This window comes from Pseudogemmobacter sp. W21_MBD1_M6 (assembly GCF_052119585.1).
Taxonomy (GTDB): Bacteria; Pseudomonadota; Alphaproteobacteria; order Rhodobacterales; family Rhodobacteraceae; genus JBGQOJ01.
Genome location: NZ_JBGQOJ010000005.1, coordinates 25,505 through 48,099, shown reverse-complemented (window position 1 = coordinate 48,099; position 22,595 = coordinate 25,505). Strand labels below are relative to the sequence as shown.

Here is a 22,595-nt window from a genome sequence, read left to right as displayed (position 1 = left end):
ACCCTTGCGTGACGATCCGGTCACAGGGCTTGCCTGTTGCGCGCATTTGCAGCCACTCTCGCCGGGGCTTTCAGGGCCGGGACTTTCAGGGGATGCGCATTATGCCGACGACAAAGATCAGATTCGCAGGCCACACTGGCGATATGCTGGCCGCACGCCTTGATCTGCCAGAGGGGCCACATCTTGCAACGGCGCTTTTCGTGCATTGCTTCACCTGCTCCGGCACTATCCCCGCCGCGCGCCGGATCGCGGGCAGATTGTCCGGCATGGGCATCGCGGTGCTGCGGTTCGATTTCACCGGACTTGGCCATTCGGAAGGTGAATTCGAGAACACCACCTTTTCCTCCAATGTCGATGACCTACTGGCCGCATACGCCTATCTGACCGAACACAAGATGCCGCCCACCCTGCTGATCGGCCATTCGCTGGGCGGCGCTGCAATTCTGAAGGCGGCAGGCCGGATCAAGACTGCCCGCGCGGTTGTGACAATCGGCACCCCCTTTGATCCCTCCCATGTGACCCAAAGCTTCGCCGGCAGCCTGCCCGAGATACGGGCCAAAGGCCGCGCGACAGTCCGCCTTGGCGGCCGCCCCTTCACCATAAATGACGCCTTCCTGAAGGATATAGAGGCAAGCTCCCTTGGGCCCGAAATAGAGGCGCTGAAACCCGCACTTCTGGTCATGCACGCCCCGCGCGACGCGACAGTCGGCATCGACAACGCAACGCGGATTTTCACCGCCGCCCACCACCCCAAAAGCTTTGTCACCCTCGACAATGCAGACCACCTGATCAGCAGCGCCTCCGACGCGGAATACGCGGCAGGGGTCATCGCGGCATGGTCCGCCCGCTATATCGACCTGCGCCCGCCCGCGCCTCCCGTCGGGGCCCCCGAAGGGGTCGTGCGCGTGTCAGAGGCAGATTCGGGCGGATTTCTGCAAGACATCAACGCCGGCCCGAAACACCACACATTGGCAGACGAGCCATTCGCCTACGGGGGCACCGACAGCGGCATGTCACCCTATGGGTTTCTGGCGGCGGGCCTTGTTGCCTGCACGTCGATGACAATCCGGATGTATGCTCGCCGCAAGGGGTGGCCGCTGGACCATGTGCAGGTCGATGTGACGCACAACAAGGTCCATGCACAGGATGCAGGACAGATCACCGACCAGAAAATCGACAGCTTTCGTCGCGACATCCATCTGAACGGCGACCTCAGCGATACCCAACGGCAGAAATTGCTTCAGATTGCAGACAAATGCCCGGTTCACCAGACGCTGGAACGGGTCAGCGAGATCACGACGGTCCTGCGCGATCCGGCAGTCGCCTGACCCGGCAGAGCGCACTTCGTGCGCATTTCTTCTGGCACTTCGTGCGGTTTTTTTTGCGCTTCGCGCGAGGATATTTTAAGAACAAAGAACAGGTTCTTCCTGGTTCAAATATCCGCGCCGCAGGCACACCGAGCGCCCGAAGGGCGCGAGACAAAAGCCGTCGCGCGCAAAGCGCGCGCCCGCCGGCCGGCAGGAAGAAACGCTTTGCCTTGCCGCCTGACCCGTCTCGGTTTAAACGCTGGCACGCATCTTTCCCAATGAAAAGGCCGTGCCACATGATCCCTCGCTATTCCCGCCCCGATATGGTCGCCATCTGGTCGCCGGAAACGAAGTTCAAAATCTGGTACGAGATCGAGGCGCACGCCTGCGATGCCATGGCCGATATTGGCGTCATCCCGCGCGCGAATGCCGATGCGGTCTGGAAAGCCCGGGATGTGGAATTCGACGTGGCCCGCATCGACGAGATCGAGGCCGTGACCAAGCATGACGTCATCGCCTTTCTGACCCATCTGGCCGAGCATGTCGGCAGCGACGCGGCCCGCTTTGTGCATCAGGGCATGACCAGTTCCGACGTGCTCGACACCTGCTTCAACGTCCAGTTGGTCCGCGCCGCCGATATTCTGCTTGCCGATATGGACGCCCTTCTTGCCGCGCTGAAGCGTCGCGCCTTCGAGCACAAGGACACGGTCCGCATCGGCCGCAGCCACGGCATCCACGCCGAACCCACCACGATGGGGCTGACCTTTGCCCGCTTTTATGCAGAGATGGAGCGCAACAAGCGCCGCTTGCTGGTCGCCCGCGAGGAAATCGCGACCGGTGCGATTTCCGGCGCGGTCGGGACATTCGCCAACATCGACCCCGCGGTCGAGGAACATGTCTGCGCCAAGCTTGGCCTCACCCCTGAACCGATCAGCACGCAGGTCATCCCGCGCGACCGTCACGCGGCATTTTTCGCGGCACTTGGCGTTGTTGCCAGTTCGATCGAGAACGTCGCCATCGAGGTCCGCCACATGCAGCGCACCGAGGTTCTGGAGGCCGAAGAGTTCTTCAGCCCCGGCCAGAAGGGCAGCTCTGCCATGCCCCACAAGCGCAACCCGGTCCTGAGTGAAAACCTGACCGGCCTTGCGCGTCTGGTCCGCATGGCGGTGGTTCCCGCGCTGGAAAACGTCGCCCTGTGGCACGAGCGGGACATCTCGCATTCCTCGGTCGAGAGGAACATTGGCCCCGACACCACAATTACCCTTGATTTCGCTCTGTTCCGCCTGACTGGCCTGATCGACAAGCTGGTGATCTACCCCGAGAACATGCTGGCCAATATGAATAAGTTCCGCGGTCTGGTCATGTCGCAGCGCGTTTTGCTGGCCCTGACCCAGGCCGGCGTCAGCCGCGAGGACAGCTACAAGCTGGTCCAGCGCAACGCGATGAAGGTCTGGGAACATGGCGCGGATTTCAAAACCGAACTGCTGGCCGACCCCGAGGTCACAGCCGCCCTGTCTCCTGCCGAGATCGAAGAGAAATTCGACATCGGCTATCATACCAAGCATGTCGATACGATTTTCCGCCGTGTTTTCGGGGCCTGAACGATAATATTTGACGGACAGGACTTTCGTGTTACCATTTTGATGTGAGCAACAACATCAGGAGCGTCTTTATGAAGTTAAAAACCCTTCTGGCCGCACTGGCCCTGACTGTTACACCTGTATTCGCCTTCGCCCAGTGCGGAGGTCATTCCGAGGCTTCAATGTCTTGCATGGATGGCAAGATCTGGGATGCGGCAAGCAGTACATGCGTGGATAAATCCACAAGCTGAGTGCCGAAAACTTGATTTATCCGGCAGGGGCGGTCCATCGGGCCGCCCTTGTTTTTTGGCACGCCTCTATGTGGCACCCCCCCCCAGTCCGTAAAGCTCCGATGGCGCTTGGGCTGACTGCTCGCTCTGGCTGGCGCGGAAAAAATGGCGCGGGTTTTCTTGCTGATCCTGTGTTCCGTGTAAGGGCACGTTAACCCCTCTCTGCGAGTTTGATGAAAACGCCGGAATCGGAGAGATATGTTGAGCGCAGCGATCACCGCACACAGGCCCGTCGAAGGGGAACCACCACCCTTTTCACGCGCGATCGGCGCGGCGCTGAACCAGCGCCAAAAGGCGGCGATCGTCGTTCAGTTGCTCTTGTCCGAGGGGGCAAGCCTGCCGCTGTCCTCGCTGCCCGACGATGTGCAGACCGATCTGACCCTGCAAATTGGCCGGATGCGCAGTATCGACCGTGCCACACTGCAATCCGTGGTGACAGAATTCATGGCCGAGCTGGAGGGGATCGGCCTGTCCTTTCCCAAGGGCGTCGAAGGCGCACTGGCCGCTTTGGGCGGCGCGATCAGCCCCGGCACCGCAGGGCGTGTGCGGGCGGCGGCGGGCGGCGGAACCGGCGACCCCTGGTTGCGCATCGCGGCGATGCCGACAGACCAGCTTTTGCCGGTGATGCAGGAAGAAAGCGTCGAGGTCGGCGCGGTGCTCTTGTCCAAACTGGCGGTCGGACGCGCGGCAGAGCTGCTGGGCAGGTTGCCTGGCGACCGGGCGCGCCGGATCACGTATGCCGTGTCCCAGACCGGCGCGATCGGGCCAGACACGGTGCACAGAATCGGGCAATCGCTGGCCACGCAACTGGACGCGACCCCGCCACGCGCCTTTGAAACGGGTCCGGTGGAGCGGATCGGGGCAATCCTGAACGTGTCGCCCTCGGCCACGCGCGATGACATGCTGATCGGGCTGGACGAGGCGGACAAAGGGTTTGCCACCGAAGTGCGCCGCGCGATTTTCACCTTTATCCACATCCCCGCCCGCCTTGATGCCCGCGATATTCCAAAGGTGACGCGCGGGGTGGACCCGATCACCCTGGTCACCGCCCTTGCCGCGGCCACCGGCGATCTGGACCCGGTAGCGGAATTCATCCTGACCAACATGTCACAGCGCATGGCGGCCCAGCTGCGCGAGGAGATCGCCGCGCGCGGCAAGATCAAGGAAAAGGATGGCGAGGCGGCGATGACCGCGATTATTTCCGTTATCCGCGACATGGTGGACAACCGGGAGATCGTGCTGCGGGCAGAGGAGGACGAGTAGACCACTGGACAGCGCAGACGCGCGCGGATAGCATTTTGCCATGACACAGACATCCGATTTCACCGGCAAGCGCTGGCACGACATGGGCGGACAGGACGCAGGCCCGGTCCTGCCTGCGGAACATGACTTTGCCCTTTGGGAAAAGCGCGTCGATGCGCTGATGGTGCTGTGCACGACCAAGGGCCATTTCACCGTCGACGGCCTGCGCCGCGCGATCGAGGATATGGGCGAAACCGCCTTTGAAACGATGAGCTACTATGAACGTTGGGTCGCCGCCGTGAACCAGAACATGATTGAGGGCGGCGTCTATACGCTGGCCGAACTTGGTGCAAAGATGGACGCTGTGAAAAAGCGCGGCACCACCTACGGCGAGGCGGCCACCACAGATGGCTGACCCGTTGGACAGACTGCCCGGACACCCTGTCCGCGTCAAGGCAATGATGCCACCGGGCCACATCCGCACCCCTGTCTATCTGCGCGGCAAAACCGGCTATATCGAACGGGCGCTGGGGCATTTTGGGAACCCCGAGCAACTGGCCTATGGTTTGCCCGGCACCCCGACTGCCTTGGTCCGCGTGCGGTTCACGATGGCAGAAATATGGGGCGATCAGGCAGAGATCGCGACAGACACGCTGGATGCGGAAATTTACGAACACTGGCTTGAACCGGCCGAGGATTGATATGCCCCACGATCACCATGACCATGCCCCCCTCAGCCCCTCGGGCCACCCCTATCGCAAGGACGACGATAGCCCGCTGACCTATTGGCAGACCATGGAAATTGCGATCCGGGAACTGCTGATCGAAAAGGGCGTCACCACCGCCGCAGAGGTCGCAAGGCAGATCAGCGCGATGGACGAGCGGACGCCCGCAAATGGCGCAAAGGTTGTTGCCCGCGCCTGGTGCGACCCCGCTTTCAAGGCGCGGTTGCTGGAAAACGGCTCTGACGCCAGCCGCGAAATGGGTTTTGACATCGGCGCGCTGCGTCTGATCGCGGTCGAAAACACCGAAACCGTCCATAATGTCATCGTTTGCACCCTGTGTTCGTGCTATCCGCGCAACCTGTTGGGCATGGCACCGGACTGGTACAAGTCCCGCGCCTACCGCAGCCGCGTGGTGAAGGCGCCCCGCGCTGTTCTGGCCGAATTCGGCGTGACGCTGCCTGCGGGCACGACGATCCGTGTCCACGACAGCACGGCCGACATGCGGTATATCGTGTTGCCCGCCCGGCCCGCCGGCACAGATGGACTGACCGAGGCAGAGCTGGCCGCCCTTGTCACCCGCGACAGCATGATCGGCACAGGTTTGCCGCGAACCGGCTTGTGATCGGTGGCGTGACTGCCTATCTTCGGTCAAAGAGTTGCGGCACGGCCCGCGCATTCGCCCAAGTATAAAGTTCGGACCGTCCATGGCACAAACCCGCAATCGCGTGGCAGATTATCTCGCCAACGCCTTTCTTATGTCGGTCCTGTCCGTCCCCCGCCTGCTGCCCTATGCGTCGCGCATCCGTTTCGCCGGATGGTTGACGGGCAATATCGTGGCGCCGCTTGCGGGCTATGACCGGCGGGTGATCCAGAATCTGACCAAAATCTTTCCCGATATGCCCGAGGCCGAGAAAAAACGCCTGAGCCGCCGCGTGCCGAATAATGCTGGCCGCACCTTTATGGAAATATTTTCAGGCGCGGACTTCAAGGCGCGCATTGCCCACACACCGATAACAGGGCCCGGCCTTGCCGCGCTTGACGAAGCCCACGCCGCCGGGCGCCCGATTATCGTCGTCAGCGGTCATTTCGGCAATTACGATGCGGTTCGCTCGTCCCTTGCCATGCGCGGGCACAAGGTGGGCGGCCTTTACCGGGTGATGGAAAACCGCTATTTCAACGATTATTATGTAAGCAAGGTCAAGGAAATCGCCGAGCCCGCATTCGAGCGGGGCCGTCGCGGTCTGGCGGGAATGGTCCGGCATCTGCGCGACGGAAACACGATCGCGATGCTCATGGACCAGAACATCGGCAGCGGCACGGATCTGGAATTCATGGGAAAGACCGCCCGCACCACCTTGTCGGCCGCCGATCTGGCGCTAAAGTTCGACGCGCTGCTTTTGCCTGCTTACGGCATCCGCAAAACAGATGGCATCAGCTTTGATATCGTCATCGAAGACCCGATTCCCCACAGCGACCCTGTGACCATGATGCAGGCGTTCAATGACAGCCTGGAATCGCGGGTCCGTGACAATATGGATCAGTGGTTATGGGTCCACCGTCGCTGGAAAAAACGTTAACGCAGGCGCGCGGCGCCAAGGATGGGGCCATGTCCGGCGGTCTGGACGATCACCACGACCGGATCATTGCCTGGCGTTGCCGACGACAATGACAGGGGCGATTTACCGTCCCAAGTGCCCACAACGTCCCATTTCGTAACGATATTGGCATAAACAACTGTTTTCCCTGCGTTTTCGCCGCGTTTGATCTGAACCGTGGTGCGCGGCGTGTAGCGAACCACCTGCACCTCGGCGACCGAGGTCAGCGGTGGCGAGGCGACGGCGCTGATCATCACAGTCCCGCCACTGCGCGCCAGTTTGACTGTGACCTGTTCGGGTCTGGCACTATGGGCACGCAAAAGATCGGCCACTTCCATCGGGCGCGTGCCGACCACGGGGTCCACGCCCCCCACGATCATCTGCGGCGTGTAGACAGAGCGAGCACCGGCGGCACGGCCATAGTCCTTTTGGCGTTTGCTGAAGGCCGGCTGGGCAAACACGTCGGTCCAGCCAAGATAATCCCAGTAATCGACATGCAGCGCCAGCGCGATCACATCGTCACGATCAGCGATCTGGGCCAGGAATTTGTCGGCAGGCGGGCAGGATGAACACCCCTGCGAGGTAAAAAGCTCTATAACAACCGGATGCGATTGCGCTGTGGCCAGACCGGGAAAAAGCATCATGGCCCCGATCAGGGCTCCGGTGATATTACGCATTGACTGTGACTCTTTTCTGCCTGTTCCCTGTGTTGGTATTGCACATGGGTTGAAATAACCAATCAAGGTTTTGCGAGAAACCGTCAAAGGGTGGCAGCCGCGTCACACTGCCGTCATGCGCCCCCGATCAAAACCGGATTCAAGGGCCGTGGTGCGGGATGCGAAAATAATTGTGCACAATGGTATACAATTCACCTGATCCCCCTTGATCCGAAGCCTGACTTGCGGCATTAGAGGCGGCAAGACGACCCCCCTTTTCATTCAAAGGAAGGCTGAACATGCCCATTACCGTTGGTCACGATAGCGCAAAAACCCGCAAAACCCTGACAGTTGGCAAACAAAGCATTGCCTACTACTCGATCCCCGCCGCACAGGCCGCAGGGCTTGGCGACTTTTCCCGCCTGCCCGCCGCGCTGAAGGTGGTGTTGGAAAACATGCTTCGCTTCGAGGACGGCAAAACCGTCAGCGTCGACGACATCAAGGCTTTCGCCGAGTGGGGCGCCAATGGCGGCAAGAACCCGCGCGAGATCGCCTACCGCCCGGCCCGCGTGCTGTTGCAGGACTTCACCGGCGTTCCCGCCGTTGTCGACCTTGCCGCGATGCGCGACGCGATCGTCAAACTGGGCGGCGACGCGGAAAAGATCAACCCGCTTAACCCCGTTGATCTGGTCATCGACCATTCCGTCATGATCGACGAATTCGGCAATCCGCGCGCGTTCCAGATGAACGTCGACCGCGAATACGAGCGCAACATCGAACGCTACACCTTTCTGAAATGGGGCCAGTCGGCGTTCAACAACTTCCGCGTTGTGCCACCGGGCACCGGCATCTGCCATCAGGTGAACCTGGAATACCTGTCGCAAACCGTCTGGACCGACAAGGACCAGAACGGCGTTGAAGTGGCCTATCCCGACACGCTTGTCGGCACCGACAGCCACACCACCATGGTCAACGGGCTGGCCGTTCTGGGCTGGGGCGTTGGCGGCATCGAGGCCGAGGCCGCAATGCTGGGCCAGCCGATTTCCATGCTGATCCCCGAGGTCGTCGGCTTTAAACTGACCGGCGCGATGAAGGAAGGCACAACCGCCACCGACCTGGTGCTGAAGGTTGTGCAGATGCTGCGCGCCAAGGGCGTGGTTTCGAAGTTCGTCGAATTCTACGGCGAAGGCCTGGACCATCTGCCATTGGCCGACCGTGCGACAATTGCCAACATGGCCCCCGAATACGGCGCGACCTGCGGCTTTTTCCCGATCGACAGCGAAACCCTGCGCTACCTGCGCAACACCGGCCGCGACGAAGACCGGATTGCCCTGATCGAGGCCTATGCCAAAGAGAACGGCATGTGGCGCGGTGCCGACTATGCGCCGATCTACACCGACACGCTGGAACTGGACATGGGCACGATTGTTCCCGCGATTTCCGGCCCGAAGCGCCCGCAGGACTATACGCCGCTTGATCAGGCCGCTGACAGCTTCCTGAATGTGGTCAACGAATACCGCGGCATCGACACGACCCTTGCCGCCCGCAACATGGCATCCGAGGGTCCGGCCCCCGTGGCCAACGACCCGCGCAAAACGACGGCGGTGTCCGGCGAGGACTACATGCTGCGCGACGGCTCTGTCGTGATCGCCTCGATCACATCCTGCACCAACACATCGAACCCCTATGTGATGATCGGTGCCGGTCTGGTGGCCCGCAAGGCGCGCGCCCTTGGCCTGAACAGCAAGCCATGGGTGAAAACCTCGCTGGCGCCCGGATCGCAGGTTGTGTCCGAATATCTGGAGGCCGCTGGCCTGCAAGAAGATCTGGACGCCGTCGGTTTCAACCTTGTCGGTTACGGCTGCACCACCTGCATCGGCAACTCCGGCCCGCTGCAACCCGAGATCAGCAAGGCGATCCACGACAACGACCTGATCGCGACTGCGGTTCTGTCCGGCAACCGCAACTTCGAAGGCCGTATCAGCCCCGATGTCCGCGCCAACTATCTGGCCTCGCCGCCGCTGGTGGTGGCCTACGCGCTGGCCGGTGACATCAACATCGACCTGACAACGGAACCGCTTGGCACCGACAAGGACGGCAACGACGTCTATCTGAAGGACATCTGGCCCACCACAAAAGAGGTGGCTGATCTGGTCGAACAGACCGTGACACGCGCCGCATTCCTGAAGAAATACGCCGATGTATTCAAGGGCGACGAAAAGTGGCAGGCGGTTGAAACCACCGACAGCCTGACCTACGACTGGCCCTCGACCAGCACCTATGTGCAGAACCCGCCCTACTTTCAGGGGATGGGGGCCGAGGCCGGTGTGATCCATGACATCAACGGAGCACGCGTTCTGGCGCTTTTGGGCGACATGATCACAACAGACCACATCAGCCCCGCCGGTTCGTTCAAGGAAACGACCCCTGCCGGCAAGTATCTGATGGACCGTCAGGTCGCCCCGCGCGAGTTCAACAGCTATGGCGCGCGTCGCGGCAACCACGAAGTGATGATGCGCGGCACCTTCGCCAACATCCGCATCAAGAACGAGATGCTGCACGGCGTCGAGGGCGGTTATTCCAAAGGCCCCGATGGCGCGCAGATGTCGATCTTCGACGCGGCGATGGCCTATGTCGACAACGGAACCCCACTGGTGATCTTCGGGGGCGCCGAATACGGTGCCGGATCGTCACGTGACTGGGCGGCAAAGGGAACCGCGCTGCTGGGCGTCAAGGCCGTCATCGCCGAATCGTTCGAGCGTATCCACCGGTCCAACCTGGTTGGCATGGGCGTTATCCCGTTCGAGTTCACCGGCGGCGACACCCGCAAATCGTTGAACCTGACCGGCGACGAGACTGTGTCGATCAGCGGTCTGGCCGGCGATCTTGTGCCTTTGTCGACCGTGCCTTGCACGATCACCTATGTCGACGGCACCGTCAAAGAGATCGCATTGAAATGCCGGATCGATACCGAGGTCGAGATCGAATACGTTCAGAACGGCGGCGTGCTGCACTACGTTCTGCGGAACCTTGCCAAAGCCTGATCAGGCCTTGGCCCGTCAAAACAGAAAGCCCCGGTCGATTGGCCGGGGCTTTTGCGTGCGGGGCGGTGTTTTCGAGTATTTGGACCGAGAAGACGGGCAAGAGGTCAAGACCTTGGGGGCTCGCCGCGTGGTGATGCCGCGGGCTATTTTGCCGCCGCAATGGCCGGACGGATCGTGTTTTCCAGATTGGCTTTGGTGATCGGACCCGCCAAGCGCAGAACGATTGTGCCGTCACTGTCGATCACATAGGTTTCGGGCACGCCGTAGAGGCCCCAGTCCAGCGCCATCCGCCCGCTTTCATCCGCGCCCATCAAGGTGAACGGATTGCCGAGGTCGGCCAGAAACGCCAGACCCTTTACCGGATCGTCCTTGTAGTTGATGCCGTATATCGGCACCCCCTCGCCCGCCAGAATTTCAAGGTTCGGATGCTCTGCCCGGCAGGGCGCGCACCAGCTTGCCCAATAGTTCACCAGCTTGACGCCGGGCTCGCGCAGGGTGGCGTCGGTGAAGGGGGGCATGTCGCCAAGTTGTGTCAGCACCACAGGCGGCGCCGCAGTCCCGAGCCGCGTCGAGGGCAGGTTGTCAGGGTTATCGCGGTTCATGCCCGCGTAGAACATCACCGCCAGCGCGCCGAAAATCAGCGGCGGGGCCAGCATCAGCGGAGAGATCTTAAATGCCATGTCTGGTTTTCCTTGCTTCGACCTCGTCCAGCGCACGGCGCACCTTGCGCCCCCGCAGCCATGTGACAAGAACCAGACCCACGATCAGCACCAAGGTCATCCCGTAGGCCGATAGCACCGCTTCGGCGTATTTTCCCAGATCGGGCATCATGCCATCCTTTCGCGCGCGATCAGCGCCGCAAGACGCCGCGCGCGGATTTCGGTGCGGGTGCGGATCAGAACCAGCGTGACGAACAGCAGCACAAAGCCCGCGATGCAGATCAGCAGCGGGATATAGAACACATCCGCCACGTTTTCCTTTTTATCCATTGACAGGGACGCGCCCTGATGCAGGCCCTGATTCCAGAAGTTGACCGCATAGCGCGACAAAACCGCAAAGACCGACCCCACGAGGCACAACACCGATGTCAGATCGGCGGCGGTGTCGGGGTTGTCGATAGCAGCCCAGAGCGCCATGTAGCCCAGATAGAACAAGAACAGGATCATGAAAGAGGTCAGGCGCGGATCCCAGGCCCAATAGGTGCCCCACATCGGTTCGCCCCAGATCGCACCGGTGACCAGCGCGATCAGCGTCATGGTCACGCCCACGGGGGCTGCGGCCTTGGCCGCCAGTGCGCTGACATGGTGACGGCGGATCAGCCAGATCAGGCTGGCGACCAGCATCATCATCCAGGCGTTGATCGCCATCAGGGCGGACGGGACGTGGATATAGATGATCTTGACGGTCGAGCCGAAATTCACCGCCTCGGGGGTGAAAAAGAACCCCCATATCAGGCCCGTGGCAAGGCAGACCGCAGTCAGGACAGCCACAAAGGGCAGCACCTTGCCAGAGGTCTGCATGAATTTCTTCGGATTGGCGTATTCCCACAAGGACATGGCAGTTATCTAGGCTTTCATGGATTGGCACACAAGACACATGGCACAGATCGGGTCATCTGAGGTTGACGCGGATTGCCGCAGCCGCCGCAAACGGCAACACGGCAATGGCGCCAAGGGTGATCCCCGCCAACATCAAAAGCGGGGTTGAAACAGCCATGCCCTCGGCGCCGCGACGCACGGTTTCGGCCCCGAAGATCAGCGTCGGCACATAAAGCGGCAGCACCAGCAGCGACAACAGCAGCCCGCCCCGCTTCAGCCCGACGGTCAGCGCCGCGCCGAAAGTGCCGATGAACGACAGCGCGGGCGTGCCAAGCAGCAGCGAGGCCATCAGCCAGCCATAAGCACCATAAGGCAGGTTCAGCAAAAGCCCCAGCACAGGGGCGGCCAGCACCAGCGGCAGACCCGTCGTCACCCAGTGCGCTGCGGCCTTCATCGCGACGACGCCTTCCAGCGGGATCGGCGCGGTGGCCAAAAGGTCCAGCGAACCATCCTCGAAATCCAGATGAAAGATGCGGTCAAGCGATAAAAGGCAGGCCAAAAGCGCGCCAACCCACAAAATACCCGGCGCAATGCGGGCAAGAACAGCGCCCTCGGGACCAACGCCAAAGGGCACCAGAACCGTGACAATCAGGAAAAACGACAACCCAAGGCCAAAGCCGCCACCGGCACGGATCGCCAGAACCAGATCGCGCAGAAACAGGGCGATCATGTGAAAGCCTCGTCAAAGGCGCCATGGGTCTGGTTTTTGGCTTTGAACGGGGTCAGGTCCAGCACATCGGCCTTGATCCCGAGGTCGATATGGGTGGCGATCAGGGCCGAACCGCCCGCCGCGCAGTGCCTCGCGACGGCATCCGCGAACAGCTGCACGCTGGCCACATCCAGCGAGACGGTAGGTTCGTCCAGCGCCCAGATCGGGCGCCCCGTTACCAGAAGCCGCGCAAGGCCCAGACGGCGCTTTTGCCCCGCCGACAGGTTCTGTGCCGCGCGATCCGCAAGGCCCGTCAGGTTGAATCCGGCAAGCGCGGGGGCAATATCGCCGGTGCCGAACACCTTTGCCCAGAACCGCAGGTTTTCGGCCACACTCAGCGTCGCCTTCAGCCCATCGGCATGGGCCGCATAGGCGATGCGTTCGCGATCGACCGAAATGCGGCCCGACAACGCCGGTTGCAGCCCCGCGATGGTGCGCAACAGCGTGGTCTTGCCGATGCCGTTCGGGCCGCGCAACAACAGCACCTGCCCTTCGGCCAGCGTCAGGTTGACGCCGTCCAGCACGGGCACGCCGCCACGGTCACAGGCGATATCGGTCAGGCGCAATTCCATCAGACGGGCAGCAGCGCTGCGGCGACCCGGCGACCCTCGGACAAAAGCACGTTGAAGGTGCGACAGGCGGCGGGGCTGGCCATGGTCTCTACGCCGATGCCGGCCTGCTCCAGCGCGGTGCGAAAGGCGGCGGGGGCATGCGCGATCTCGGCGCCGGTGCCGACGAACAGCACGTCGATATCCGCCGCCACCGCAAGGATACTGTCCAGATCGTCATAGCCGCCCCAGGACGACAGGCTGGTCGGCAGGACCAGCACAGCCCCCTGCACCGCCTGCCCCGCGACGCGGAAAAAGCCCGGCCCGTAGCCGTCGATCGGTCTGGCATCGGTATAGCGGATCTCGTTCAGGCGCATCGGTCGTTCCCTAGTCCAGCAGCGGCAGGCCCAGAATGGCCGACCCCGCAATGATCGTATACGCGGCGGCGCGGTATATGCCGTCGCGGTTCGGGGCAAAGATAGCAGCCCCTGCCATATTGGCCAGCAGATAGGGCAGCGTCAAAATGGCACCCGTGACCGCCGCCGTCGCCACCAGATACCCGTTCAGCCAGAACACGGCCAACAACATCACATCGGTCAGGATAAGGAACAACATGATATTGGCGCGGATCACCTGCACCGGATGCAGGCTGGCCATATACAGCAGCACAACCGGCGGCCCCGCCAATCCGGCACTGCCCGCCAGAAACCCCGACAGGCCGCCAGTGCCGAATATCATCGGGCGGGTCAGTGTTCCGTGAAAACGGATGCCTCCCAGCAGCGCCACCAGCATACCAAGCGACAAAAGCGACACCGCATAGCGGAACGCCTCTGGCGGGATCAGCGACAGCACCAGAACCCCCAAGGGCAGCGCCAGAACCGCGCCCGCGCTTAACCGCATCACATCCGCAGGGTGCCCGTCGCGCAGCGCGCGGCGGATATTGGGGACCGGACCGATCAGGTCCATCACGATCAGGATTGTCAGCGCCTCGAAGGGTGGCACAACCTGCCCCGCAACAGGCAAGAACACCATCGCCGTGCCAAAGCCCGAAAACCCCCGCACAAGACCGCCAATGACGGCACCCACGACAAGAAACCAAAGCCCCTCTGCGTCAAGCGCCGCCAGTAGCGCGTCCATTACTGCTGTTTTTCAGCGTTCGCGAATTGCGTGCCGGCCAGCGGATCTTTCTTTTCCTCGCGGTTCACACCCAGGAACAAAACGATGTTCTTGGCCACATAAACCGAGGAATATGTCCCCACAACAATGCCCCAAGTGATTGCAAAGACGAACCCGCGGATCACATCGCCACCCAGCACCAACAGGGCGATCAGGGCGATCAGGGTGGTGCCCGATGTCATCACGGTCCGCGACAGCGTCTCGTTCACCGACACGTTCATCACATCGCGCAATGGCATCTTCTTGAACTTGATCAGGTTCTCGCGAAGCCGGTCAAAAATCACCACGGTATCGTTGATCGAATACCCGATGATCGTCAGGATCGCCGCGATCGTGGTCAGGTCGAACTTGATCTGGAACGCGGCAAAGATGCCGATGGTCAGGATCACGTCATGGAACAGGGCCGCGACCGCGCCCACCGCAAACTGCCACTCGAACCGCAGCCAGATGTAGAACAGGATCGCGATCAACGAGGTTCCGACCGCCAGAAACGCGGTCTGCACCAATTCGCCGGACACTTTCGGTCCGACGCTTTCGACAGAGGGAAAGGTGATCGTCGGATCAACCGCTTGCAGCGCGGTCTCTATGGTCGCGGTGGTTTCCGCGCTGATTGCCTCTTCGCCCTCTTGCGCCTGAATGCGCACCATCGCCACGTTCTTTTCAGGCCCGAACGACGGATCGAACACCTGCGTGATCGACACATCCCCAAGGTTCAGGGGCTGCAACGCCGCGCGGTAGGCCGCGACATCCACTGACGAAGTGGATTCCGTGCGGATCGTCGTGCCGCCGCGAAAGTCGATGCCAAAGTTCAGGCCGACCATAAAGAACAACACCAGCGACACAACCATCGCCACGCAGGACGCGCCGAAGGTAAAGCGCGCAAAGCGGAAGAAGTCGAAGGCGGTGTTATCGGGAACAAGTTTCAGGCGCATCGGTCAAACCTCGATTGTCTTGGGACGGCGGCGTTCATACCATGTAACCACGATCAAGCGGGTCACAAAGATGGCCGTGAACATCGACGTCAGGATGCCGATCCCCAACGTCACGGCGAACCCGCGCACCGGGCCAGAGCCAAGCGTGAACAGGATCAGCGAAATGATCAGCGTCGTGATATTGGCGTCAAGAATGGCCGAAAGCGCCCGCTCGTAGCCAAGTTCGATCGCGCGAACCGGGCCCTTCGCGGTCTTCAGTTCTTCTTTGATCCGCTCGAAGATCAGCACGTTGGCATCCACCGCCATACCGATCGTCAATACGATACCGGCGATCCCCGGCAAGGTCAGCGTGCCGCCGATGATCGACAGAAGCCCGAAAATCAGACAGATGTTCACCATCAACGCGATATTGGCGAACAAACCGAAGATGCCGTACACCGCGATCATGAACACCATCACAGCGGAAAATGCAACGATGCTGGCGATTTTGCCGGCGTCGATGCTGTCCTGCCCCAGTTCCGGCCCGATGGTGCGCTCTTCGACGAAATCCATTTTGGCGGGCAAGGCGCCCGCGCGCAACAGCACGGCCAGATTGGTCGATTCCTCGACAGAAAAACTGCCGGTGATGATGCCCGAGCCGCCCGGAATATGGCTTTGGATCACGGGGGCGGAAATCACCTCGCTGTCCAGAACGATCGCAAAGGGAGAGCCGATGTTGTTTGCGGTATAGTCGCCGAACTTGCGCGCGCCCGTGGGGTTGAACCGGAAGCTGACCGCAGGGCGGCCGTTCTGGTCGAACGAGGGCTGCGCGTCGGTCAGTTCCTCGCCGGTCACGACGGGGCTGCCCTCGATCACATAGAACTGCCCCTCATCCTCGACCGAGGGCAACAGCAGGTTGCGCAGGCCGGGGTCGGCTTTGGGGTCTGTGGTGCGGCCGATCACCGGGTTGAATGTCAGCTGCGCCGTGGTGCCAATCAGCGCCTTCAGCTCTGCTGCCGACCCGATACCGGGCACCTGAATAAGGATGCGGCGATCACCCTGCCGCTGGATCGTCGGCTCTCGGGTGCCAACCTCGTCCACACGGCGTCGAATGATTTCAAGGGCTTGCTGGATGGTGCGGTCATCCGTCGCCAGCTTTTCAGCCTCGGACAGTTGCACCACAATCGTGTCGCCCTGCGCCGAAACCTCCAGGTCGCTGGACCCCACACCGGCCAGCGTCACAACGGGGCTGGCCAGCCCGCGCACCAGATCCAGCGCCTGTGCCATATTCCCCGGCTGGGAAATCTTCACGTGCAACTGATCGGGCGGCGACGGTTGCAACCGGATCGTGCCGACCACATCGCGCTTGTCCCGCAGCAGATCGCGCACCTCGGCCCAGAGGCCCTGCACGCGCTGCTCATAGACATCCTCAACCTGCACTTCGGCCAAAAGATGCGCCCCGCCGCGCAGGTCAAGGCCAAGATTGACCAGACCATTGGGCAGAATATCGGGCCAGACGCTTTTCGCGGCGGCCTGTTCCGGCGTCGCTGTTCCCCCCGCCCTTTCAATCGCGGCGATGGCATCGTTATGCCCTTCGACGCGGGAATAGAAACCGTTGGGCATCGCATACAGAAGGCCCAACGCGCAGACCCCCCAGATAACAATGCGTTTCCAGAGTGGGATGTTAAACATGTGCTGGCCCGATGGGTAAAGTTACGCGGCTGGTTCGGTCTTGTTCAGGACCTGTGCAATGGTGGCCTGGATAACGCGCACCTTGACGCCCTCCGCGACCTCAAGCTGGACCTCGCCGTTGTCGACCTTGACGACCTTGCCGATCATCCCGCCCTGCGTCACAACCTGATCGCCACGGCGCAGCGCATCGACCATCGCCTTGTGCTGCTTCAGCTTCTTCTGCTGGGGACGGATCAACAGGAAATACATGATCGCGAAGATCAGGATCAGCGGAACAAAGCTTTGAAAAGCGCCGGCAGCGCCGCCGATCCCTTGAGCATAAGCTGGGGTCACAAACATGAGGTCGTCCTTTTGGTCTGCGGGCGCCTAAATCTGGCCCCCCTGTGTGTTAATTGCCGCGCACCCTATCCCTGCCATTTGGGGATGGCAAGCGACGGGGCACGTCGATGCCACCGACATAGGAGGTCACTTTACCGCGTGCCAGTAGCGCCTTAGGGTTTTGTTTGCATTTGACACAAGTGATTTGAGGGTATGATGGGCGAACAGGACGAAAAGCGCGGGCTGACCGAATGGTTGTGGCCCGCCACAGTGCCCGATTTCACCAAGGCAAAGCCCTTGGGCGCGGCCGTGGGCGTTGTGATTGCCCTGCTGGGCGTCACACTTCTGATTATGATATTTGCCCTGTTCGTGGGGCTGTTCAAAACCATCCTCAACCCGCCTGAAACACCCGACCTGCGCGGCATGGGCATCCTTCTGGCGGGTCTGATCGGCGCGCCCTTTGTCGTCTGGCGGGCCATCGTGGCGCAGCAAACCGTCAATATCGCCGAACAGAACCACATCACCGACCAGATCAACAAAGCGGTCGAGGGGCTGGGGGCAGAGAAAACCACCAAGGAAGACGGCGTCGAACAGACAAAACCCAATCTGGAGGTCCGCATCGGCGCGATCTACGCGTTGGAACGCATCGCAAGGATGAACCTGAGCGAGCACATCCAGATCATGGAAATCCTCTGCGCCTATGTGCGGGAGAATGCGCCGGCGTCGGGGGCCGAGGAGATGGACGAGACAACATCATCTGAAGACATCTGGCTCTGGTCTCGATCTCTGCCCCTTCCACGCACTGACATCCAAACCGCACTCACTGTCATCGGACGCCGAGGGTCTGCGGGGATAGCACTAGAGCGCAACAGAATGCGGCGCGGCAAGGCTGACCCGTACCGACTTGATCTGCGCGCGACCAACCTACAACGGGTTGATTTGATAGAGTTGGACTTCGATTTTGCGCAACTGGACGAGGTGCAACTGCAGGGGGCGCAGCTTTGGGGGGCGCAGTTGCAGGAGGCGCGGCTAAGCGATGCGCAGTTGCAGGGGGCAGAACTCTTTGAGGCCCAATTACAGCGCGCACTACTATTTCAGGCACAACTGCAGGGTGCCGAACTCACCTCCGCGTTCCTGTCGGACGCAAACCTCAACAAAGCGCAAATGCAGGGGGTATCGCTCGCAGGTGCGCAAATGCAGGGGGCCTCACTCGCGGGGGCACAGTTGCAGGGGGCACGGCTCGGCGATGCGCAGTTGCAGGGGGCGTCGCTCGCGGGCGCGCAGTTGCAGGGGGCACGGCTCCATTTCGCGCAATTGCAGGGGGCATGGCTAAGCGAGGCGGAGATGAGCGACAACACATCCCTTATAGCTACTGCTTTCCGAGGTGCAGCGATGAGAAACGTGGATTATACCTCAGTACCCCTATCTCCAGAGCAAATAGCAGAATGTTTCGGCGACGCCTCCGTCACGCTTCCAAACGGCGTCACCCCGGATCACCCCAGCTGGCCCGAACATTGGTCGATGGAAGTCCTCGATGAATGGGACGACTTCGACACCCAATGGCGTGCTTTCCAGCAATCCATCGGTTACACCCCGCCCGAAAATCCGGCATAACCTCGCCAAACACCGACTCAAACCACCTCAAGGACCGGCCCCATGCATGATATCCGCAGCATTCGCGAAAACCCTGCCGCTTTTGACGCGGGCCTGTCCCGTCGCGCGTTGCCGCCGATGTCGCCCGAAATCCTTGCCCTCGACGAGGAACGCCGCGCCACCATAAAGGCCGCCGAAGACGCCAAGGCCGAGGCCAACGCCGCCGCCCGCGACGTGGGCGCCGCCAAGGCCCGTGGCGACGACGCCGAATTCAACCGCCTGCGCGCCCTTGTTGCCGACAGCAAGGCCGCCGTCGCCACGCTGGAAGAGCAGGCCAAGGTTAGGGACGCCGCCCTGCGTGACCTGTTGATGGGCATCCCCAACCTGCCGATGGACGGCGTGCCCCTTGGCCGCGACGAGGCCGACAACGTCGAGGCGAAACGCTGGGGCACGCCCCGCGCCCTCGACTTCAAACCGCTGGAACATTTCGACCTGCCCGCCGTCGCCCGCGGCATGGATTTCGCCACCGCCGCCAAACTGTCCGGCGCGCGCTTTGTGATTCTGTCGGGGGCCGTCGCCCGCGTGCACCGCGCCCTCGCGCAGTTCATGCTGGACGTGCATACAGAGGAAAACGGCCTGACCGAAATGAACACCCCCGTGCTGGTCCGCGACGAGGCGATGTTCGGCACCAACCAGTTGCCCAAATTCGCCGAGGACAGCTATCAGACGACGAACGGCTGGTGGCTGATCCCCACCGCGGAGGTGACGTTGACCAACAGCGTCGCGGGCGAGGTGCTGGACGAGGCCGCCCTGCCCCGCCGCATGACGGCCCACACGCTGTGCTTCCGCTCCGAGGCGGGATCGGCGGGCAAGGACACCAGCGGCATGCTGCGCCAGCACCAGTTCGAAAAGGTCGAGATGGTGACGATCTGCACGCCCGAAACCTCGCTGGCGGAACACGACCGCATGACCGGATGCGCCGAAGGCATCCTTGAACGCCTGAACCTGCCCTACCGCACCATGGTGCTGTGCACCGGCGACATGGGGTTCGGCGCGCAAAAGACCCACGATCTGGAGGTCTGGCTGCCAGGGCAGAACACCTACCGCGAGATCAGCTCTGTCTCTGTCTGTGGCGATTTTCAGGCCCGCCGGATGAACGCCCGCTACCGCCCCGCAGGCGGCAAGCCCGACTTCGTGCACACGCTGAACGGCTCGGGGCTTGCCGTCGGGCGCTGTTTGATCGCAGTGCTGGAAAACGGCCAGCAGGCCGACGGATCGGTCGATCTGCCCGAGGCGCTGCACCCCTATCTGCGCGGCAAGACCCGCATCACCGCCGAAGGAATACTTGCCTGATGGACCCGATCAAATCCGCACTGGTCTTCATGGCGACGCTGGCGTTCGTGCTGTCGCCGCTTTTGACGTCGGGCTTCAACGGCTTCACCCCCGACCAGTTCCCGATCCCGCAGGATCACCCCCCGATCCAGCCCGCAGGCTATGCCTTCTCGATCTGGGGGCTGATCTATGTCTGGCTGATGGTCTCGGCGACGCTGGGCATGGTCAAACACGCCCGGAACATCGACTGGGAACCGGCGCGCGCACCGCTGATCCTGTCCCTCGGCATAGGGGCGTCATGGCTGGCCGTGGCACAGCTAAGCCCGCTGTGGGCAACGGCGCAGATCTGGGTCATGCTCGTGGCAGCGCTGGTCGCACTCTTTCGCACGCCGCGCAGCCATCGTTGGATATTGCAAGCCCCCGTCGCCATCTATGCAGGATGGCTGACCGCCGCCAGCTTCGTCTCGGTCGGCCTGATTGGTGCGGGATACGGCATCGGGTTCGACAGCACGGGCTGGGGTTACATCGGGCTGACCGCAGCCCTGATCTTTGCCGCCACGGTGCAGATTAAGCTGGGTCGCGCCCCTGAATACGGCGCCACGGTTGTCTGGGCGCTGGTCGCCGTCGCCGTCGCAAACTACGGCAACCAGACCGGCATAACCCTGCTTGCCGCCGTCGGCATCATTCTGATGTCGGCCCTTGCTGTCAGGGCAGCAAAATCGAGTATTTGAACCGAGAAGAAACCAGAGCGCCCGAAGGGCGAGAGATAAAAGACGTCGCGCCCCGAAAGGGGCGCGTCCGGTCTTAAAAAGGTTTCTTGTCCAAGTGCTTGCGCAGCCGCGACGGGATGGATTTCTTGCGGTTCTTGAACGGGTTGTCCTGCGACTGGCTGCGCATGAACAGCCGGATCGGCGTGCCGGGCATGTCAAAATACTCGCGCAATCCGTTGACCAGATACCGCGAATAGCTTTCCGGCAGCTTTTCCGGCAGCGAACACATCACGACAAAGCCCGGCGGGCGGGTCTTGGCCTGCGTCGCATAGCGCAGCTTGATGCGGCGGCCCCCCGGTGCGGGCGGCGGGTGCGCCTCGATCATATCGCCCAACCACCGGTTCAGTTGCGCCGTCGTCACGCGGCGGTTCCAGACCTCATGGGCCTTGATCACAGCGGCCTGCAAACGGTCTAGCCCCTTGCCGGTCTTGGCAGAAACCGTCACCAAAGGCGCACCGCGCAGCTGGGGCAGAAGTTTTTCAAAGTTCAGCCGCAGCTCTTTCAGCTTGGCCTGCTTGTCGCCTTCCAGGTCCCATTTGTTCACCGCGACCACAACGGCACGGCCTTCGCGCTCTGCCAGATCGGCAAGGCGCAGATCCTGCTGCTCGAACGGAATTTCAGCGTCCAGCAGGATCACGACAACCTCGGCGAATTTAACGGCGCGGATACCGTCGGACACCGACAGCTTTTCCAGCTTTTCCTGCACCTTGGCACGCTTGCGCATTCCTGCGGTGTCGAACATCCGCACAGGAACACCGTCCCAGTCCATCATCACCGAGATCGCGTCGCGGGTGATGCCGGCCTCGGGGCCTGTCAGCATCCGCTCTTCGCCCAGAAACGAGTTCACCAGGGTCGATTTACCGGCATTGGGGCGCCCGACGATGGCCACTTGCAGCGGCTTGGCCTTGGTCGGCACGCGTGGCGCGTCGAAATCCTCATCGTCCTCGTCCACCATAACGTCGGTTTCGGGTGCATCGTCGATCGCGCGCTGGTCAAAGGCGTCGGCCAAAGGCATCAACTGGCTGAACAGGTCGTTCAGACCCTCGCCATGTTCCGCCGACATGCGGATCGGTTCACCCAAGCCCAGGGCATAGGCCTCGATCACGCCACCATCGGCGGCACGGCCTTCGGCCTTGTTCGCCGCGACAATAACATGGGCGTTCTTTTTGCGCAGGATTTCGGCCAACAGTTGATCCGTCGGCGTCACACCCGTGCGGGCGTCGATCATGAACAGGCAAACATCGGCCATTTCGACCGCGCGTTCGGTCAGTTTCCGCATCCGCCCCTGAAGGCTGTCGTCGGTCACTTCTTCGAGACCGGCGGTGTCGATCACGGTAAACCGCAGATCGCCGAGTCGCGCAGCCCCTTCCCGAAGGTCGCGGGTTACACCGGGCTGGTCATCGACCAAGGCCAGCTTTTTACCGACCAAACGGTTAAATAGTGTGGATTTGCCCACATTTGGGCGTCCCACGATTGCAAGGGTAAAACTCATCTGGCGTCTCCGGCGTC

Annotated in this window: 23 protein-coding genes; 11 read left to right on the top strand and 12 right to left on the bottom strand. The window is 61.7% G+C overall.

The annotated features are described in order from the left end of the window. The first annotated feature begins 101 nt into the window (after positions 1-101). The 7 genes from ACEN2R_RS07900 to ACEN2R_RS07870 all read left to right on the top strand — a co-directional run bounded on the left by ACEN2R_RS07900 (position 102) and on the right by ACEN2R_RS07870 (position 6,721). Entirely contained in the window at positions 102-1,328 is a 1,227-nt protein-coding gene (locus ACEN2R_RS07900) for a bifunctional alpha/beta hydrolase/OsmC family protein (protein ID WP_442040964.1), read from the top strand. Positions 1,329-1,603: 275 nt separating this feature from the next. After that, positions 1,604-2,908 carry an adenylosuccinate lyase gene (purB, locus tag ACEN2R_RS07895; RefSeq protein ID WP_442040962.1) on the top strand — a complete coding sequence of 435 codons (1,305 nt, stop codon included), beginning with the start codon at positions 1,604-1,606 and terminating at the stop codon, positions 2,906-2,908. A gap of 467 nt (positions 2,909-3,375) precedes the next feature. Further along, positions 3,376-4,440: a flagellar motor switch protein FliG gene (locus tag ACEN2R_RS07890; protein WP_442040960.1), complete on the top strand. Its 1,065-nt coding sequence runs from the start codon at positions 3,376-3,378 to the stop codon at positions 4,438-4,440. A 40-nt stretch (positions 4,441-4,480) separates the two neighbouring features. Continuing rightward, entirely contained in the window at positions 4,481-4,834 is a 354-nt protein-coding gene (locus ACEN2R_RS07885) for a ScnB-like protein (RefSeq protein WP_442040958.1), read from the top strand. Then, the gene (locus ACEN2R_RS07880) at positions 4,827-5,120 is read left to right on the top strand and encodes an SH3-like domain-containing protein (protein ID WP_442040956.1); all 294 of its coding nucleotides are present in this window, start codon (positions 4,827-4,829) and stop codon (positions 5,118-5,120) included. The genes ACEN2R_RS07885 and ACEN2R_RS07880 overlap by 8 nt, the downstream gene beginning before the upstream one ends. 1 nt (position 5,121) lies before the next feature. Beyond that, positions 5,122-5,766, top strand: a complete 645-nt coding sequence (nthA, locus tag ACEN2R_RS07875; protein WP_442040954.1) for a nitrile hydratase subunit alpha — start codon at positions 5,122-5,124, stop codon at positions 5,764-5,766. Positions 5,767-5,848: 82 nt separating this feature from the next. Further along, positions 5,849-6,721 (top strand): lysophospholipid acyltransferase family protein, encoded by an 873-nt coding sequence (locus ACEN2R_RS07870; RefSeq protein ID WP_442040952.1) that lies wholly within the window; start codon positions 5,849-5,851, stop codon positions 6,719-6,721. Here the strand turns inward: ACEN2R_RS07870 and ACEN2R_RS07865 are convergent. Continuing rightward, positions 6,718-7,416, bottom strand: coding sequence for a DUF1223 domain-containing protein (locus ACEN2R_RS07865; RefSeq protein ID WP_442040951.1), 699 nt, complete (start codon positions 7,414-7,416; stop codon positions 6,718-6,720). The two genes, ACEN2R_RS07870 and ACEN2R_RS07865, sit on opposite strands and share 4 nt — an antisense overlap. 278 nt (positions 7,417-7,694) lie before the next feature. Here ACEN2R_RS07865 and acnA point away from each other — a divergent pair, with 278 nt between their 5' ends. Further along, complete coding sequence (gene acnA / locus ACEN2R_RS07860) at positions 7,695-10,439, top strand: aconitate hydratase AcnA (protein ID WP_442040949.1); 2,745 nt, start codon at positions 7,695-7,697, stop codon at positions 10,437-10,439. Between the two features lie 143 nt (positions 10,440-10,582). On the opposite strand, the gene ACEN2R_RS07855 is transcribed toward acnA, so the two are convergent. From ACEN2R_RS07855 to yajC, 10 genes are read right to left on the bottom strand one after another with little or no spacing between them, the layout of a single operon-like run. Further along, the gene (locus ACEN2R_RS07855) at positions 10,583-11,119 is read right to left on the bottom strand and encodes a DsbE family thiol:disulfide interchange protein (protein ID WP_442040947.1); all 537 of its coding nucleotides are present in this window, start codon (positions 11,117-11,119) and stop codon (positions 10,583-10,585) included. Further along, a complete protein-coding gene (ccmD, locus tag ACEN2R_RS07850) occupies positions 11,109-11,270 on the bottom strand; it encodes a heme exporter protein CcmD (protein WP_442040945.1) in 162 nt (53 codons plus the stop codon). The genes ACEN2R_RS07855 and ccmD overlap by 11 nt, the downstream gene beginning before the upstream one ends. Further along, a complete protein-coding gene (locus tag ACEN2R_RS07845; protein WP_442040943.1) occupies positions 11,267-11,995 on the bottom strand; it encodes a heme ABC transporter permease in 729 nt (242 codons plus the stop codon). Before ACEN2R_RS07845 ends, ccmD begins: the two co-directional genes overlap by 4 nt. Positions 11,996-12,050: 55 nt before the next feature. Next, a complete protein-coding gene (gene ccmB, locus ACEN2R_RS07840; protein ID WP_442040941.1) occupies positions 12,051-12,707 on the bottom strand; it encodes a heme exporter protein CcmB in 657 nt (218 codons plus the stop codon). Next, a complete protein-coding gene (gene ccmA, locus ACEN2R_RS07835; RefSeq protein WP_442040939.1) occupies positions 12,704-13,318 on the bottom strand; it encodes a heme ABC exporter ATP-binding protein CcmA in 615 nt (204 codons plus the stop codon). The genes ccmB and ccmA overlap by 4 nt, the downstream gene beginning before the upstream one ends. Then, positions 13,318-13,671 (bottom strand): Mth938-like domain-containing protein, encoded by a 354-nt coding sequence (locus tag ACEN2R_RS07830; protein ID WP_442040937.1) that lies wholly within the window; start codon positions 13,669-13,671, stop codon positions 13,318-13,320. Before ACEN2R_RS07830 ends, ccmA begins: the two co-directional genes overlap by 1 nt. A gap of 10 nt (positions 13,672-13,681) precedes the next feature. Then, entirely contained in the window at positions 13,682-14,431 is a 750-nt protein-coding gene (locus tag ACEN2R_RS07825) for a TSUP family transporter (protein ID WP_442040935.1), read from the bottom strand. After that, complete coding sequence (gene secF / locus ACEN2R_RS07820; RefSeq protein ID WP_442040933.1) at positions 14,431-15,402, bottom strand: protein translocase subunit SecF; 972 nt, start codon at positions 15,400-15,402, stop codon at positions 14,431-14,433. Before secF ends, ACEN2R_RS07825 begins: the two co-directional genes overlap by 1 nt. Positions 15,403-15,405: 3 nt before the next feature. After that, the gene (secD, locus tag ACEN2R_RS07815) at positions 15,406-17,073 is read right to left on the bottom strand and encodes a protein translocase subunit SecD (protein WP_442040931.1); all 1,668 of its coding nucleotides are present in this window, start codon (positions 17,071-17,073) and stop codon (positions 15,406-15,408) included. A 21-nt stretch (positions 17,074-17,094) separates the two neighbouring features. Then, the gene (gene yajC / locus ACEN2R_RS07810) at positions 17,095-17,412 is read right to left on the bottom strand and encodes a preprotein translocase subunit YajC (protein ID WP_442040929.1); all 318 of its coding nucleotides are present in this window, start codon (positions 17,410-17,412) and stop codon (positions 17,095-17,097) included. A 192-nt stretch (positions 17,413-17,604) separates the two neighbouring features. Between yajC and ACEN2R_RS07805 the strand changes: the two genes are divergently transcribed. The 3 genes from ACEN2R_RS07805 to ACEN2R_RS07795 are packed head-to-tail and all read left to right on the top strand — an operon-like array spanning position 17,605 to position 21,047. After that, positions 17,605-19,005: a pentapeptide repeat-containing protein gene (locus ACEN2R_RS07805; RefSeq protein ID WP_442040927.1), complete on the top strand. Its 1,401-nt coding sequence runs from the start codon at positions 17,605-17,607 to the stop codon at positions 19,003-19,005. Between the two features lie 42 nt (positions 19,006-19,047). Next, on the top strand, positions 19,048-20,337 hold the full coding sequence (gene serS, locus ACEN2R_RS07800; protein WP_442040925.1) for a serine--tRNA ligase: 1,290 nt from the start codon (positions 19,048-19,050) through the stop codon (positions 20,335-20,337). Further along, entirely contained in the window at positions 20,337-21,047 is a 711-nt protein-coding gene (locus ACEN2R_RS07795) for a hypothetical protein (RefSeq protein ID WP_442040923.1), read from the top strand. Before serS ends, ACEN2R_RS07795 begins: the two co-directional genes overlap by 1 nt. A 73-nt stretch (positions 21,048-21,120) precedes the next feature. On the opposite strand, the gene der is transcribed toward ACEN2R_RS07795, so the two are convergent. Then, a complete protein-coding gene (der, locus tag ACEN2R_RS07790; protein ID WP_442040921.1) occupies positions 21,121-22,578 on the bottom strand; it encodes a ribosome biogenesis GTPase Der in 1,458 nt (485 codons plus the stop codon). Positions 22,579-22,595 lie beyond the last annotated feature (17 nt).